A 14,052-nucleotide genomic window follows, 5' to 3' on the forward strand; every position below is an offset into this window, starting at 1 on the left:
GTCAGCGGATGTGGCGCAGCGCGATGACGGCCTGCCGCGCCCGCTCCAGGAAGGCGCGCTTGTCCTCGCCCGGCTGCAGGGCCAGCGGCGCGCCGAAGGTCACCGAGCACAGGATGGGCACCGGGATCACCTCGCCCTTGGGCATCACGCGCTGCACGTTGTCGATCCAGGCCGGGACCAGCGGCACGTCCGGAAAGGCCTCGGCCAGGTGGTACAGCCCGGCCTTGAACGGCGCCGGGTCGGCCGCGAAGCCGCGCGTGCCTTCGGGAAAGATCACCAGCGAGTCGCCGCGGCGCAGCGCCTCCACCAGCGGCTCGAGCGGGTCCTCGTCGTCGGTCCGCTGGCGCGACACGTACACCGCGTTGAACACCTCGCCGGTCAGCCAGCGCTTGAGCGGCGAGGCGGTCCAGTAGTCGCGCGCCGCGATCGGGCGCGTCATCGCGCGCAGGTCGCGCGGCAGCGCGGCCCAGATCAGCACCCAGTCGAAGTGGCTCTGGTGGTTGGCGAAGTAGATGCGCTGCTCGGCCTTGGGCGGGCTGCCGTACCAGTGGCCCTGCGCGCCGGTGATGAGGCGGGCGAGGAAGGCGAGGACGAGGCCCGTGGCCTCCGGCAGCTTCAATGCCTGAAGTGGCGCACGCCCGTCAGCACCATCGCGATGCCGCGCTCGTCGGCCGCCGCGATGACCTCCTCGTCGCGCACCGAGCCGCCGGGCTGGATCACGCAGCCGGCGCCCGCGTCGACCACCACGTCCAGCCCGTCGCGGAACGGGAAGAACGCGTCGCTGGCCACCGCCGAGCCGGCCAGCGACAGCCCGGCGTTGCCGGCCTTGATGGAGGCGATGCGGGCCGAGTCGACCCGGCTCATCTGCCCGGCGCCCACGCCCAGCGTCATGCCGCCGCCGCAGAACACGATCGCGTTGCTCTTGACGTACTTGGCCACCGTCCAGGCGAACAGCAGATCGTCGAGCTGCGCCGGTGTCGGCTGCTTCTTCGTCACCACCTTCAGCTCGGCGCGCGTGACCTGGCGGTTGTCGGCGTCCTGGATCAGCAGGCCCGAGCCGACGCGCTTGACGTCCTGCGCGTTGCGGCCCTGCAGCCAGGGCGTGTCGCCGCCGGGCGGCAGCGCGATCTCGAGCAGCCGCGTGTTGACCTTGGCGGCGAACACCGCGCGCGCCTCGGGGGTGAACGAGGGCGCGATCAGCACCTCGACGAACTGCTTGGCCACCAGCGCGGCGGCCGCCGCGTCGAGCTCGCGGTTGAAGGCGATGATGCCGCCGAAGGCCGAGGTCGGGTCGGTCTTGAAGGCCTTCGAGTACGCCTCGGCCGGGCTGGCGCCCAGCGCCACGCCGCAGGGGTTGGCGTGCTTGACGATCACGCAGGCGCCGGCCTCGAAGCTCCTGACACACTCCCAGGCCGCGTCCGCATCGGCGATGTTGTTGTAGGAGAGCTCCTTGCCCTGCAGCTGCGTCGCGGTGGCCAGCGAGCCGGGCGCGGGGTGCAGGTCGCGGTAGAAGGCGGCACGCTGCTGCGGGTTCTCGCCGTAGCGCAGGTCCTGCAGCTTGACGAAGCGGCCGTTGGCCTGGGCCGGGAAGGCGCTGCGCGAGCCGTCGGCCTGCAGCGAGGAGAGGTAGTCGCTGATCGCGGCGTCGTAGTTGCTGATGCGGTTGAAGGCCGCCACCGACAGCGCGAACCTGGTCTTGTCGCTGATGCCGCCGGCCTTCAGTTCGGCCAGCACCTCGTCGTACTGCGTCGCGTCGGTCAGCACCGCGACGTCTTTCCAGTTCTTGGCCGCCGAGCGCACCATCGCCGGCCCGCCGATGTCGATGTTCTCGATCGCGTCCTCCAGCGTGCAGCCGGGCTTGGCGACCGTGGCCTCGAACGGGTAGAGGTTGACGACCAGCAGGTCGATGGTGGCGATGCCATGGGCGCTCAGCGCCTGGATGTGCGCCGGCAGGTCGCGCCGCGCCAGCAGGCCGCCGTGGATGGCCGGGTGCAGCGTCTTGACGCGGCCGTCGAGCATCTCGGGAAAGCCGGTGTGTTCGGCCACCTCGGTGACCGGCAGGCCGGCCTCGGCCAGCAGCCTGGCGGTGCCGCCGGTGGACAGCAGCCTCACGCCCAGCGCATGCAGGCCGCGGGCGAACTCGACGACGCCGGTCTTGTCGGAAACGGAGAGGAGCGCGGTGGTCATTTGATCAGCTTGTGCTCGAGCAGCTTGCGCCGCAGCGTGTTGCGGTTGATGCCCAGCCATTCGGCGGCGCGGCTCTGGTTGCCCTCGGCGTGTTTCATCACCACCTCGAGCAGCGGCCTTTCGGTGACGCGCAGGATCATCTCGTACATCGCGGTCGGCTCGACGCCGCGCAGGTCCTTGAAGTAGCTCTCCAGGTTCTCCCGGATGCACTCCTCGATGTGCTTCTTGCTCATGGGTTGTGTTCGAGGGTGTCGTCGTGGGCCGCGCCGCTCGTGGCGGGCAGCCGCGGGTGATCGACGGCGAGCGCTTCGAAGAAGTCGCCCACCGCGCGGACCTGTTCCTCGCAGGTCTCGATCAGGTTCATGCGCGCACGGAAGGCCTCGCCGCCGGGCAGGCCGCGCACGGCCCAGCCGATGTGCTTGCGGGCGCTGCGCACGCCCGAGTGTTCGCCGTACAGGCCGTAGTGGTCGTGCAGGTGCTCGAGCAGCCAGGCGCGGACCTGCCGCGTGGCCGGCGCCGCGCGGTGCGTGCCGTGCTCGAGGTAGTGCGCGACGTCACCGAAGATCCACGGCCGGCCCTGCGCGGCGCGGCCGATCATGATCGCGTCGGCGCCGGTGGCCTGCAGCACGGCCCGGGCCTTCTCGGGCGAATCGATGTCGCCGTTGGCGACCACCGGGATGGCGACCGCCGCCTTCACCGCCGCGATCGTGTCGTACTCGGCTTCGCCCTTGTAGCCCTGCTCGCGCGTGCGGCCGTGCACCGTCACCATCGCCACGCCGGCGCTCTCGGCGATGCGCGCCAGCCGCACCGCGTTGCGCTCGCTGGCACACCAGCCGGTGCGCATCTTCAGCGTCACCGGCACGCGCCGCGGCGCGCAGGCCGCGACCACCGCCTCGATGATCTGGGTGGCCAGCGGCTCGTCCTGCATCAGCGCCGAGCCGGCCCACTTGCTGCACACCTTCTTGGCCGGGCAGCCCATGTTGATGTCGATGATCTGCGCGCCGCGGTCGATGTTGTAGGCCGCCGCCTCGCCCGTCATGGCCGCCTCGGTGCCGGCGATCTGCACCGCGATCGGCGCGGCCTCGCCGGCGTGGTCGGCACGGCGGCTGGTCTTCAGGCTGGCCCACAGGTCGCGCCGCGAGGTCACCATCTCGCTGACCGCGTAGCCCGCGCCGAGCTTCTTGACCAGCTGGCGGAACGGGCGGTCGGTCACCCCGGCCATCGGGGCGGCAAACAGCCGGTTCGCCAGCGTGACGTGGCCGATGCGCATGGGTGGGAGAGGGGGGAAGGCTGCCGAAAAAGGAGGCAGGAGTATAGCGGCGCCCCCTCGATGGCCCGGGCTGCGCGACGTCAAGCACCGCTGCCTATGATCGCGCGGCATGGAAGTCTGGATGGACGCCGCGCTGGCCTGGCTGGCCCTTCCCAAGCACGGGCTGTCGACCGTCTTCGTCGTCGCCTTCGTCTCCGCCACGCTGCTGCCGATGGGCTCGGAGCCGGCCGTGTTCGGCCTCGTCAAGCTCAACCCCGAGCTGTTCTGGCCGGCCGTGCTCGTCGCGACCGCCGGCAACACGCTCGGCGGCGCCGTCACCTGGTGGATGGGTTATGGCGCCGAGAAGGCCTATGAACGCGTCAAGCACCATCCGTCGGAGGCGCGCGCGCTGCAGTGGCTCAAGCGCTTCGGCGCCAAGGCCTGCCTGCTGTCGTGGCTGCCGATCGTCGGCGACCCGCTGTGTGCCGTGGCCGGCTGGCTGCGCCTGCCGTTCTGGCCTTGCGTGGCCTACATGGCGGTGGGCAAGTTCGCGCGCTACCTGACGATGACGGCGGCGCTGCTCTGGGTGTTCTGAGCCTCAGCGCCGCGCCAGGGCCTGCTCGAGGTCGTCGAGCACCTCGTCGAGGCGCTTGACCGCATGCGCCGGCGCACTGCGCACCGGCACCTGGCGCTCGGGCCGGCGCAGCAGGCGGCGCTGGCGGTCGTCGAGCACCTCGTCGTCGAAGGCGAGGCCGTGGCGGGCCAGCCGCGCCGCCAGTGCGCCGCGCTGCGAGCGCAGCTGCTCGCGCGTGCGCTGGTAGGCATGTTCGGCCAGCCAGCGGCGCTGCGAGTAGCCGAAGGTGTTGGCGAGGAACATCTCCGGATCGCGCTGGTCGGGCTCGAACAGCAGGATGTCGGTGTCCGGGTGGCTGCGCTCGTAGCCCTTCATGCCGAGCTCCAGGCGCGAGTGGATCAGGGTGCGGAAGGTCTGCGACAGCACCACCGGCAGCCCGCCGTCGACCAGGCGCGGGATCTGCACCTCGCCGCTGGAGAGCACGCGGTGGCGCGGCGGGCGGGTCGCGTCGAAGGGCACCAGCGGGTTCAGGCAGATCAGCAGGTCCAGGCCCTCGTCGAGCAGCACCGAGGCGTGCAGCGTCTTCTTCAGCGCGCCGTCGACGTAGTAGCGCCCATCGATCTCCACCGGCGGGAACAGCCCGGGCAGCGCCGAGCTGGCCTGCACCGCCAGCGAGATCGGCACATGGTCCCAGCCGGGCTGGCCGAAGGGGGCGCTCTCGCCGCTGTCGAGGTCGGTGGCCACCAGCACCAGCTTGCGCCGGAGTTCGCGGAAGTCGTTGCTGCGCCCGGCCAGCGCGAACTGGCGGCGCAGCTGGGTGTCGACGCGCCGGTTCGAGAACAGCCCGGTGGGCAAGGCGTGGCCGAGGTGCTCGAGCAGCATGGTCAGCGAGCGGCGCTTCACGCCGCCGACCCACAGGGCCTCGGCCGCGACGCGCGGCAGCGAGGCCAGGCGCGCCGCGAACTCGCCCCAGGCCGGGCGGATCAGCACCGAGGGCTCGAAGATGTCGTGCGCGGCGCCCTCGTTCTCGACGAACGAGCTGCACAGCTCGCGCGGGCTCATGCCGTTGGCCAGCCCGGCCGCGATGAAGCCGCCGGCCGACACGCCGACATAGGCCTGGCAATCCGCCAGGCGAAGCGTCGGGATGGCCTCGTCGAGCGCGCACAGCGCGCCGATCTCGTAGATCGCGCCGAGCGGCCCGCCACCGGCCAGCGCGAGCCCGATGCGGGCCCGTCGCCGAGGGGGCAACTGCTGCGGGGAAACCATGGCTCAGTCTAGGCCGGCGGGGGCTGCAGGTTTCGGGGCGGGCGTCTAGACTGCGGCGCATGAGCCCCGTCAAGGCCGGCGCTTGCCTCCTCGTGCTCGGCACGCTGTCGCCGACGGGGTTCGGGCAGGCGTTCATGCCCGCGCCGGGGCCGGCCGTGGCGCTGGAGACCTGCGTCGGCGCCGAGCGCTACCAGCTCAACGCGGGCAGCGACAGCGTGGTGCTCGACGACGCCGACCGCGACGGCGTGCAGGCCGCGCTGCTCGAGCGCTACCCGGCCTTCGGCCGGGACGGCTCGGCGGTCAGCGCGATCGTGCTGTGGCGCAAGCCCGATGTCGGCTGGGTCTACCTGGCGCTCAAGACCCACCCGGACAAGCCGGGCAAGGTCTGTTCCGCCGCCAGCTTCTCCGCCGGCGTGTTCGGCTTCTCGGCCGAACTCCAGCGCAAGTACTTCCTCGGAACGCGCAGCTGAACTCAGGCCGCGGCCGACTTGCGCGCCGCGGCGCGCTTGGCGGCCGGCTTGGCGGCGCCGTTGGACTTCGTGGCCGTCGCGCGGGCCTTCTTCGCCGGCGCGGTGCCCGACAGCTTGGCCACCTGCGCGCTCAGTTCGTCGATGCGCTTGATCAGCGCTTCCACGTCCTTGGCCGAGGGCACGCCGAGCTTGTTCAGCGCCTTGGCGGTGCGCTCCTCGAAGATCGTCTCGAGCTTGTCCCAGTGCTGGCCGGCCTTGGCCTGCACTTCGCCGGCCATGCCGCTCATCTTGCTGGTGACGGCGCCGAGCTTCTCCTCGGCCACCGCCTGGGTCTTGCGCTGCAGCGACAGGCCTTCGTTGACGAGCGCCTCGAACACCTTGCCGCCTTCTTCCTGCGCCTTCGAGAAGGCGCCCATGCCGGCCAGCCAGATCTGCTGGGCGGAATCCTTCACCGAGCCGGCCAGCGCGTTGTCGAGCAGGCTGCCGCTCGACGTGGCCTTCTTCTGCGCCATCTGCTTGAGCTTCTTGACCATGGTGTACGTGTCCTTCGCGTGGTTCGATGCGTATCGACTATAGGCACCCCCTGTCGAGGAAGCAGCCTAATTCTCTAGTGATCCGGCTCTACGCCCGGGGCGGCCCGCTCCGGGTAAGCGCGCAGCGTCGCGCCAGGGGCTTTCGACAAGAATAGGTGCAAACCCGTTCATCGATAGACCGTTCAGAGGAGACTCGCGCATGCAGTATTTCGTCACCGGTGCCACCGGCTTCATCGGCCGGCGACTCGTCAAGACGCTGCTGGCGCGCCGGGGCGCGGTGGTGCACTTCCTTCTGCGCCCGGAGTCCGAGGGCAAGGTGCCGGAACTGCTCGCCTACTGGGGCGTGAGCAAGGCGCGCGCCGTGCCCGTGTACGGCGACCTCACCGGCAAGAAGCTCGGCGTGAGTGCCGAGGCACTGAAGGCGCTGAAGGGGCAGATCGATCACGTGTACCACCTCGCCGCGGTCTACGACCTCAAGGCCGACGAGGAGAGCCAGGTGCGCGCCAACATCGACGGCACGCGCAACACGGTCGAGTTCGCCAAGGCGATCGACGCGAAGCACTTCCACCACGTCAGCTCGATCGCCGCCGCGGGCCTGTACGAAGGCGTGTTCCGCGAGGACATGTTCGACGAGGCCGAGGGCCTGGACCACCCGTACTTCATGACCAAGCACGAGAGCGAGAAGATCGTGCGCAAGGAGTGCAAGGTGCCGTGGACGGTCTACCGCCCGGCGCTGGTGGTGGGCGACTCCAAGACCGGCGAGATGGACAAGGTCGACGGGCCGTACTACTTCTTCAAGCTGATCCAGCGCATGCGGCAGATCCTGCCGCCGTGGATGCCGAGCATCGGCCTGGAAGGCGGGCGCGTGAACATCGTGCCGGTGGACTTCGTCGTCGCCGCGCTCGACCACATCAGCCACCACTACCACGCCAGCGGCAAGTGCTACCACCTGGTCGATCCGGTGGGCTACCGGGTCGGCGACGTGCTCGACATCTTCTCCAAGGCCGCGCACGCGCCGAAGATGAACCTGTTCGTCAACGCGGCGCTGCTGGGCTTCATCCCCAAGAGCGTGAAGAAGGGGCTGATGGCGCTGGCGCCCGTGCGGCGTGTCTACCGCGCGGTGATGAAGGACCTCGGCCTGCCCGAGGACATCCTCAGCTTCGTCAACTACCCGACCCGCTTCGACCGGCGCGAGACCGACGCGGCGCTCAAGGGCAGCGGCATCGAGTGCCCGAACCTGCACGACTACGCCTGGCGGCTGTGGGACTACTGGGAGCGCCACCTCGACCCGGCGCTCTTCATCGACCGCAGCCTCAAGGGCACGGTGGGCGGCAAGGTCGTGCTGGTGACCGGCGGCTCCTCGGGCATCGGCCTGGCGGCGGCCTGCAAGTTCGCCCAGGCGGGCGCGGTGACGATCATCTGCGCGCGCGATGCCGACAAGCTGGCCGAGGCCGTCAAGGAGATCAAGGCCTTCGCCGGCAAGGACGCGGCCGTGCACAGCTACAGCGTGGACATCGCCGACGAGGCGAGCTGCGCCGAGTTCATCAAGGCGCTGCACGAGCAGCACGGCGGCGTCGACTTCCTGATCAACAACGCCGGGCGCTCGATTCGCCGCGCGATCGAGTCGAGCTACGACCGCTTCCACGACTTCGAGCGCACGATGCAGCTGAACTACTTCGGCTGCCTGCGCGTGACGATGGGCCTGCTGCCGGGCATGGTGGCCAAGAAGAAGGGCCACGTGGTCAACATCAGCTCGATCGGCGTGCTGACCAACGCGCCGCGCTTCTCGGCCTACGTGGCCAGCAAGGCGGCGCTGGACGCCTGGACACGCTGCGCCGCCAGCGAGTACGCCGACGTCGGCGTCACCTTCACGACCATCAACATGCCGCTGGTGCGCACGCCGATGATCGCGCCGACCAAGATCTACCAGAACGTGCCGACGCTCAGCCCCGAGGAGGCGGCCGACATGATCGCCCAGGCCTGCATCGACAAGCCGGTGCGCATCGCCACGCGCCTGGGCAACTTCGGCGAACTGCTGCACGCGGTGGCGCCGCGCGTGGCGCAGATCGTGATGAACACCAGCTTCCGCATGTTCCCCGACAGCGAGGCGGCCAAGGGCGAGAAGGGCGCCAAGCCGCAACTCAGCGCCGAGGCGGTGGCGCTGCAGCAGATGATGCGCGGCATCCACTTCTAGGATGCCGGTGCGGCGTCAGTGCGGGGTGTCGCGCAGGTCGGCGAGCAGGCGCTGCATCAGCGCGAAGTAGCGGTCGTAGAAGGGACCGGCGGGAATCGTCTCCGAGCCGACCTTCACGAGCGACTCCTCGCTCGAGGACAGCGGCACCGAGATCGAGCCCAGCGCGCCCACCCCCAGCCCGGCGCTGGTGGAGGCGCGCTTGATCACGTAGCGGTCCTGCTGGGCCGACACGTAGGCGGTGGAGACCGCGCCGCCGGCGCCCTCGGGCACGCAGACCACGGTGAAGCTGATCTCCATGTGCACCGCGCCCTCGGGCTGGAAGCGCTTGCTGCCGTTGATCACGTCCGGGCGCGCCGTGCTCACCACGTAGCCCTGGCTCAGCAGCGCGCGGCGCGCGGCTTCGCACGTGTCGGCTACGCCGGCATCGAACAGGCGCGAGAAGGTCTCGTCGGGCTGGAAGCGCTCGTCCTGGTAGACCGAGGGCGTGCGGCCGTTGCCGAGCCCCGGCTGCCATGCGCAGCCGGCCAGCAGTGCGGCAGCGGCCGCCAGCGCGGCGCCTACAATTTGCCGCACTGCATCAATACTGCGGAGATCACCTGCCATGAGTGGAAATTCTGCCTCGTCCACGGCGCTGCACGACCTTAGCCACATCGGGCCGCGCGACAAGGCCGAGATCCTGGCCCAGGCGCTGCCCTACATCCGCAAGTTCCACGGCAAGACCATCGTCATCAAGTACGGCGGCAATGCGATGACCGACCCGTCGCTGCAGCAGGACTTCGCCGAGGACGTGGTGCTGCTCAAGCTGGTGGGCCTGAACCCGGTGGTGGTGCATGGCGGCGGGCCGCAGATCGACGAGGCGCTGGCCAAGGTCGGCAAGAAGGGCACCTTCATCCAGGGCATGCGCGTCACCGACGAGGAGACCATGGAGGTGGTCGAGTGGGTGCTCGCCGGCCAGGTGCAGCAGGACATCGTCGGCCTGATCAACGCCGCCGGCGGCAAGGCGGTCGGCCTGACCGGCCGCGACGGCGGGCTGATCCGCGCGCGCAAGCTGAAGATGGTCGACCAGAAGGACCCGAGCATCGAGCACGACGTCGGCCAGGTCGGCGAGATCGAATCGATCGACCCGAGCGTGGTGAAGGCGCTGCAGGACGACCAGTTCATCCCGGTGATCTCGCCGCTGGGCTTCGGCAAGGACAACGAGAACTACAACATCAACGCCGACGTGGTGGCCGGCAAGCTGGCCGAGGTGCTGAAGGCCGAGAAGCTGATGATGCTGACCAACACGCCGGGCGTGCTCGACAAGGCCGGCAAGCTGCTGACCAACCTCTCGGCCCGCGAGATCGACGAGCTGTTCGCCGACGGCACGATCAGCGGCGGCATGCTGCCGAAGATCGGCTCGGCGCTGGATGCGGCCAAGAACGGCGTCAACACCGTGCACATCATCGACGGCCGCGTGCCGCACGCGATGCTCTTGGAGGTGCTGACCGACCAGGCCTACGGAACGATGATTCGTTCCCACTGAGGTGGGCGGGCGCGCGTTCTTCAGCTGGAGCGGCGGCAAGGACTCGATGCTCGCGCTGCACCGCGCGCTCGGGTCGGGCTGGCGCGTCGAAGTGCTGCTGGCGATGTTCGACGAGACCGGCGAGCGCTCGCGCTCGCACGCGATCCCGCCGGCACTGATGCAGGCCCAGGCCGACTCGCTCGGGCTGCCGCTCGTGATGCGACGCGCCGGCTGGGCCGACTACGAGGCGGTGTTCACCGAACAGCTGCGCGCCTTCGCGGCGCAGGGCCTGACGCACGGCCTGTTCGGCGACATCGACCTGCAGCCGCACCGCGACTGGGAGGAAAAGGTGTGTGCGGGCGCCGGCCTGCAGGCCGTGCTGCCGCTGTGGCAGGCGCCACGCCGCGCGCTGGTCGACGAACTGCTGGCGCTGGGCTACCGCGCGCGGGTGGTCTGCGTGGATCGACGGTTCCTGGCGGCGGAGTTCTGCGGCCGCGAGTTCGACGCCGGATTCATCGCCGACCTGCCCGAGGGCGTGGACGCCTGCGGCGAGAACGGCGAGTTCCACACCTTCGTGTTCGACGGTCCGCGCTTCGCCCACCCGGTGCCGCACCGCGTGCAGGCACTGCACGAGATCCGCCCCGCGGCGCCGGCGCCGGGGCACTATGTCGTCGCGGAGCTGCGGTGAAGCGCGGCCGCATCACCTGGCTGTTCGACCTCGACAACACGCTGCACGACGCCAGCCATGCGGCCTTCGCGCCCACCAGCCAGGCGATGACGGATTACATGATCGAGCACCTCGGGCTGGCGCCGCCGGCTGCCGCTGCGCTGCGCGTGCACTACTGGCAGCGCTACGGCGCCACGCTGCTCGGCCTGGTGCGCCACCATGGCGTGAAGGCCGCGCATTTCCTCGAGCAGACGCATCGCCTGCCGGGGCTCGAGAGCCGGCTGCGCACCAGTGCGCATGACCGCGCCGCGCTGCGCCGGCTGCCCGGCCGCAAGCTGATCCTGACCAACGCTCCGCGCGCCTATGCGCTGCGCGTGCTCGACGCGCTGCGCCTGACGCGCGCCTTCGACGGCGTGCTCAGCATCGAGGACATGACGATGTTCGGCGAGCCCCGGCCCAAGCCCGACGCGCGCATGTTCCGCCACCTGCTGGCGCGGCTGAAGCTGCGCGCCGCCGACTGCGTGCTGGTGGAAGACACGCTGCAGCACCAGAAGGCGGCGTACGGGCTGGGCATGCGCACGGTGTGGATGCAGCGCTACCTCGACGGAAGGTTCAAGGGCACTTTGCGTGACGGAATCAACGACGGCCGGAAGACGCCGAAAGTTGGTGTTCACCCTTGCCTCTGTCCCCGGTACGTGTGTGCCAGAATCAAGTCGCTGCAGACGTTACGCGCCTTGCGATGAGCCACTCCACCGATCCGGCGTCAGTTCCTCCTGTCGAGACCGACGCCACGGTGGTACCCCCGGCGGCATCTGCCGATGCGCTGGCCGAGGAGCCGGTGGCTGCTGCGGCCCCCACGCGCAAGCGCCCCAAGCCGGGCGAGCGCCGCATCCAGATCCTGCAGACCCTGGCCAGCATGCTCGAGCAGCCCGGGGCCGAGCGCATCACCACCGCGGCGCTGGCCGCCAAGCTGGATGTCTCCGAAGCGGCGCTGTACCGCCACTTCGCGAGCAAGGCGCAGATGTTCGAGGGCCTGATCGAGTTCATCGAGAGCAGCGTCTTCACGCTCGTCAACCAGATCGTCGAGCGCGAGGCCGATGCCGCGGTGCAGGTGCGCAAGGTGATCACCGTGCTGCTGCAGTTCGGCGAGAAGAACCCGGGCATGACACGTGTCATGGTCGGCGATGCGCTGGTGTTCGAGAACGACCGCCTGCTCGCGCGCATGAACCAGTTCTTCGAGCGCATCGAATCGCAGCTGCGCCAGAGCCTGCGCAGCCTGGCCGAAACGGCCGGCTCGGCCACGCCGACGGTCGACGCCAATGCGCGCGCCTCCGCGTTGACCGCCTTCGCGGTCGGCCGGCTGCACCGCTACGCGCGCTCGGGCTTCAAGCGCAGCCCGACCGAACACCTCGACGCCGCGCTGGCGCTGTTCGTCGCCTGAGTCCCGTCCGTCCCGCGATGGTCACGATCGAGGTCGGTGGCCGGCCGCTGGTGTTGCTGCCGCAGAAGGCGGCGCTGCTGCCGCAATCGCACACGTTGCTGGTGGCCGACGCGCACATCGGCAAGGCCGTGAGCTTCCGCGCGCTCGGCGTGCCCGTGCCGCGCGGCACGACCAGCGACACGCTGGCGCGTCTGAGTGGCCTGGTCGAGCGCCACGGCGTGCAGCGCGTCGTGTTCCTCGGCGACCTGCTGCACTCGGCGCGCTCGCATGCCGCCGCCACGCTGTCTGCCTTCGCGCGCTGGCGCGAGCGGCACGCCGCACTGGATCTGCTGCTGGTGCGCGGCAACCACGACGACCGCGCCGGCGACCCGCCGGCCTCGCTGCGCATCGAGGTGGTCGACGAGCCACACCTCGACGGCGGCATTGCGCTGTGCCATCACCCGCAGCCGCACGAGGCGGCCTACGTGCTGGCCGGCCATCTGCACCCGTGCGTCGCGCTCGGCGGGCGCGCGCACGACCGGCTGCGCCTGCCGTGTTTCCATCTCGGCGAGCGTGTCGGCGTGCTGCCCGCGTTCGGCAGCTTCACCGGCATGCACGCGCTCGAGCGCGGCCCGGCCGACCGGGTGTTCGTGATCGCCGACGACGAGCTGCGCGAACTGCCCTCGTAAACTCGCGGGCATGCCCGATGTCAACTCGCTGATCGCCCGTGCCGAGGCGCTGCTCGCGCGGCTCGAGGCCGTGCTGCCGCACCCGCCCGCCGCGCCCGACTGGTCCGCCTCGATCGCCTTCCGCTACCGCAAGCGCGGCGGCTCGGGCGTGCTCGAGCCGGTGAAGCATGTCGCCACCATCCGCCTCGCGGACCTGGTCGAGGTGGAGCCGCAGAAGGAGCGCCTGCTGCGCAACACCGCGCAGTTCGTCGCCGGCCACGGCGCCAACAACGTGCTGCTGACCGGCGCGCGCGGCACCGGCAAGAGTTCGCTGATCAAGGCCTGCCTGAACGAGTTCGCGCCGCAGGGCCTGCGGCTGATCGAGGTCGACAAGGCCGACCTGACCGACCTGCCCGACATCGTCGACCTGGTGGCCGAGCGCCCCGAGCGCTTCGTGGTGTTCTGCGACGACCTCAGCTTCGACGAGGGCGAGCCGGGCTACAAGGCGCTCAAGTCCATCCTCGACGGCTCGGTCGCGCAGGCTTCGGACAACGTGCTGATCTACGCCACCAGCAACCGGCGCCACCTGCTGCCCGAGTACATGAAGGAGAACCTGACCTACCAGCACACCGAGGACGGCGAGGTGCACCCCGGCGAGGTGGTGGAGGAGAAGATCTCGCTGTCCGAGCGCTTCGGGCTGTGGATCAGCTTCTACCCGTTCTCGCAGGACGAGTACCTGGCCATCGTCGCGCAGTGGCTGCGCGGCTTCGGCGTCGACGACGCGGCGATCGTGGCGGCCCGGCAGGAGAGCCTGGTGTGGGCCCTCGAGCGCGGCTCGCGGTCCGGGCGCGTGGCCTATCAGTTCGCCAGGGACTATGCCGGACGCCATCACGCCGACTGAGCGGACCCCGGTCGACGTTGCCGTGGGCGTGCTGATCGACGCCGACGGCCGCTTCCTGCTCACCTCGCGCCCCGACGGCAAGGTCTACGCCGGCTACTGGGAGTTCCCGGGCGGCAAGCTCGAGCCGGGCGAGACGGTCGAGCAGGCGCTGCGGCGTGAACTGCACGAGGAGCTGGGCATCACCATCGGCGCCGCCACGCCCTGGAAGGTGGAGCTGGTCGACTACCCGCATGCGCGCGTTCGCCTGCACTTCTGCAAGGTGTTCGACTGGACGGGGACCTTCGAGATGCGCGAGCGCCAGGCGATGGCCTGGCAGCAGCTGCCGGTGCAGGTCGCTCCGGTGCTGCCCGGCACCGTGCCGGTGCTGGCCTGGTTCGCGCAGGAGCGCGGCTTCGCCGGCGCGACGCACCACGATTCCTGAC

Annotated in this window: 17 protein-coding genes; 10 read left to right on the forward strand and 7 right to left on the reverse strand. The window is 70.2% G+C overall.

Going from position 1 to position 14,052, the window contains the following annotated elements:
- Position 1: 1 nt before the first annotated feature.
- From D9C15_RS21670 to dusB, 4 genes are read right to left on the reverse strand one after another with little or no spacing between them, the layout of a single operon-like run.
- Positions 2-619, reverse strand: a complete 618-nt coding sequence (locus D9C15_RS21670) for a lysophospholipid acyltransferase family protein (protein ID WP_128000553.1) — start codon at positions 617-619, stop codon at positions 2-4.
- Positions 616-2,187, reverse strand: a complete 1,572-nt coding sequence (gene purH / locus D9C15_RS21675) for a bifunctional phosphoribosylaminoimidazolecarboxamide formyltransferase/IMP cyclohydrolase (protein WP_128000554.1) — start codon at positions 2,185-2,187, stop codon at positions 616-618. The genes D9C15_RS21670 and purH overlap by 4 nt, the downstream gene beginning before the upstream one ends.
- Entirely contained in the window at positions 2,184-2,420 is a 237-nt protein-coding gene (locus D9C15_RS21680; protein ID WP_128000555.1) for a helix-turn-helix domain-containing protein, read from the reverse strand. The genes purH and D9C15_RS21680 overlap by 4 nt, the downstream gene beginning before the upstream one ends.
- Positions 2,417-3,457 (reverse strand): tRNA dihydrouridine synthase DusB, encoded by a 1,041-nt coding sequence (gene dusB / locus D9C15_RS21685; RefSeq protein WP_128000556.1) that lies wholly within the window; start codon positions 3,455-3,457, stop codon positions 2,417-2,419. The genes D9C15_RS21680 and dusB overlap by 4 nt, the downstream gene beginning before the upstream one ends.
- A gap of 109 nt (positions 3,458-3,566) precedes the next feature.
- Here dusB and D9C15_RS21690 point away from each other — a divergent pair, with 109 nt between their 5' ends.
- Positions 3,567-4,031: a YqaA family protein gene (locus tag D9C15_RS21690; RefSeq protein ID WP_128000557.1), complete on the forward strand. Its 465-nt coding sequence runs from the start codon at positions 3,567-3,569 to the stop codon at positions 4,029-4,031.
- 3 nt (positions 4,032-4,034) lie between these two features.
- Here D9C15_RS21690 and D9C15_RS21695 read toward each other — a convergent pair whose 3' ends face one another.
- Complete coding sequence (locus D9C15_RS21695; RefSeq protein ID WP_128000558.1) at positions 4,035-5,276, reverse strand: patatin-like phospholipase family protein; 1,242 nt, start codon at positions 5,274-5,276, stop codon at positions 4,035-4,037.
- Positions 5,277-5,335: 59 nt separating this feature from the next.
- Between D9C15_RS21695 and D9C15_RS21700 the strand changes: the two genes are divergently transcribed.
- Positions 5,336-5,746, forward strand: coding sequence for a hypothetical protein (locus D9C15_RS21700; protein WP_128000559.1), 411 nt, complete (start codon positions 5,336-5,338; stop codon positions 5,744-5,746).
- A 2-nt stretch (positions 5,747-5,748) separates the two neighbouring features.
- On the opposite strand, the gene D9C15_RS21705 is transcribed toward D9C15_RS21700, so the two are convergent.
- On the reverse strand, positions 5,749-6,279 hold the full coding sequence (locus tag D9C15_RS21705; RefSeq protein ID WP_128000560.1) for a phasin family protein: 531 nt from the start codon (positions 6,277-6,279) through the stop codon (positions 5,749-5,751).
- A 199-nt stretch (positions 6,280-6,478) separates the two neighbouring features.
- Here D9C15_RS21705 and D9C15_RS21710 point away from each other — a divergent pair, with 199 nt between their 5' ends.
- Positions 6,479-8,473 carry an SDR family oxidoreductase gene (locus tag D9C15_RS21710; protein WP_128000561.1) on the forward strand — a complete coding sequence of 665 codons (1,995 nt, stop codon included), beginning with the start codon at positions 6,479-6,481 and terminating at the stop codon, positions 8,471-8,473.
- Between the two features lie 15 nt (positions 8,474-8,488).
- On the opposite strand, the gene D9C15_RS21715 is transcribed toward D9C15_RS21710, so the two are convergent.
- Positions 8,489-9,046, reverse strand: a complete 558-nt coding sequence (locus D9C15_RS21715) for a DUF2242 domain-containing protein (RefSeq protein WP_240668503.1) — start codon at positions 9,044-9,046, stop codon at positions 8,489-8,491.
- Positions 9,047-9,074: 28 nt separating this feature from the next.
- Here D9C15_RS21715 and argB point away from each other — a divergent pair, with 28 nt between their 5' ends.
- From argB to D9C15_RS21750, 7 genes are read left to right on the forward strand one after another with little or no spacing between them, the layout of a single operon-like run.
- Positions 9,075-9,995: an acetylglutamate kinase gene (gene argB / locus D9C15_RS21720; RefSeq protein ID WP_128000563.1), complete on the forward strand. Its 921-nt coding sequence runs from the start codon at positions 9,075-9,077 to the stop codon at positions 9,993-9,995.
- Between the two features lies 1 nt (position 9,996).
- Positions 9,997-10,662: a Dph6-related ATP pyrophosphatase gene (locus D9C15_RS21725; protein ID WP_240668505.1), complete on the forward strand. Its 666-nt coding sequence runs from the start codon at positions 9,997-9,999 to the stop codon at positions 10,660-10,662.
- On the forward strand, positions 10,659-11,384 hold the full coding sequence (locus D9C15_RS21730; protein ID WP_128000564.1) for a pyrimidine 5'-nucleotidase: 726 nt from the start codon (positions 10,659-10,661) through the stop codon (positions 11,382-11,384). The genes D9C15_RS21725 and D9C15_RS21730 overlap by 4 nt, the downstream gene beginning before the upstream one ends.
- Positions 11,381-12,082, forward strand: a complete 702-nt coding sequence (slmA, locus tag D9C15_RS21735; RefSeq protein ID WP_128000565.1) for a nucleoid occlusion factor SlmA — start codon at positions 11,381-11,383, stop codon at positions 12,080-12,082. The genes D9C15_RS21730 and slmA overlap by 4 nt, the downstream gene beginning before the upstream one ends.
- Before the next feature lie 17 nt (positions 12,083-12,099).
- Positions 12,100-12,750 (forward strand): ligase-associated DNA damage response endonuclease PdeM, encoded by a 651-nt coding sequence (gene pdeM, locus D9C15_RS21740; protein ID WP_128000566.1) that lies wholly within the window; start codon positions 12,100-12,102, stop codon positions 12,748-12,750.
- 10 nt (positions 12,751-12,760) lie between these two features.
- Positions 12,761-13,630, forward strand: a complete 870-nt coding sequence (locus D9C15_RS21745; protein ID WP_128000567.1) for an ATP-binding protein — start codon at positions 12,761-12,763, stop codon at positions 13,628-13,630.
- Positions 13,605-14,051, forward strand: coding sequence for an NUDIX domain-containing protein (locus D9C15_RS21750; RefSeq protein ID WP_128000568.1), 447 nt, complete (start codon positions 13,605-13,607; stop codon positions 14,049-14,051). The genes D9C15_RS21745 and D9C15_RS21750 overlap by 26 nt, the downstream gene beginning before the upstream one ends.
- Position 14,052: the final 1 nt, after the last annotated feature.

Source organism: Piscinibacter defluvii (genome assembly GCF_004011805.1).
GTDB classification, from domain to species: domain Bacteria; phylum Pseudomonadota; class Gammaproteobacteria; order Burkholderiales; family Burkholderiaceae_C; genus Piscinibacter; species Piscinibacter defluvii.

Excerpts from the sequence above, each read along its gene's own strand:
- D9C15_RS21745 (WP_128000567.1), top strand. The coding sequence starts at position 12,761 with ATGCCCGATGTCAACTCGCTGATCGCCCGTGCCGAGGCGCTGCTCGCG.
- D9C15_RS21705 (WP_128000560.1), bottom strand. The coding sequence starts at position 6,279 with ATGGTCAAGAAGCTCAAGCAGATGGCGCAGAAGAAGGCCACGTCGAGC.
- D9C15_RS21690 (WP_128000557.1), top strand. The coding sequence starts at position 3,567 with ATGGAAGTCTGGATGGACGCCGCGCTGGCCTGGCTGGCCCTTCCCAAG.
- pdeM (WP_128000566.1), top strand. The coding sequence starts at position 12,100 with ATGGTCACGATCGAGGTCGGTGGCCGGCCGCTGGTGTTGCTGCCGCAG.
- purH (WP_128000554.1), bottom strand. The coding sequence starts at position 2,187 with ATGACCACCGCGCTCCTCTCCGTTTCCGACAAGACCGGCGTCGTCGAG.
- D9C15_RS21700 (WP_128000559.1), top strand. The coding sequence starts at position 5,336 with ATGAGCCCCGTCAAGGCCGGCGCTTGCCTCCTCGTGCTCGGCACGCTG.
- D9C15_RS21695 (WP_128000558.1), bottom strand. The coding sequence starts at position 5,276 with ATGGTTTCCCCGCAGCAGTTGCCCCCTCGGCGACGGGCCCGCATCGGG.
- slmA (WP_128000565.1), top strand. The coding sequence starts at position 11,381 with ATGAGCCACTCCACCGATCCGGCGTCAGTTCCTCCTGTCGAGACCGAC.
- D9C15_RS21710 (WP_128000561.1), top strand. The coding sequence starts at position 6,479 with ATGCAGTATTTCGTCACCGGTGCCACCGGCTTCATCGGCCGGCGACTC.
- D9C15_RS21680 (WP_128000555.1), bottom strand. The coding sequence starts at position 2,420 with ATGAGCAAGAAGCACATCGAGGAGTGCATCCGGGAGAACCTGGAGAGC.
- D9C15_RS21750 (WP_128000568.1), top strand. The coding sequence starts at position 13,605 with ATGCCGGACGCCATCACGCCGACTGAGCGGACCCCGGTCGACGTTGCC.
- dusB (WP_128000556.1), bottom strand. The coding sequence starts at position 3,457 with ATGCGCATCGGCCACGTCACGCTGGCGAACCGGCTGTTTGCCGCCCCG.
- argB (WP_128000563.1), top strand. The coding sequence starts at position 9,075 with ATGAGTGGAAATTCTGCCTCGTCCACGGCGCTGCACGACCTTAGCCAC.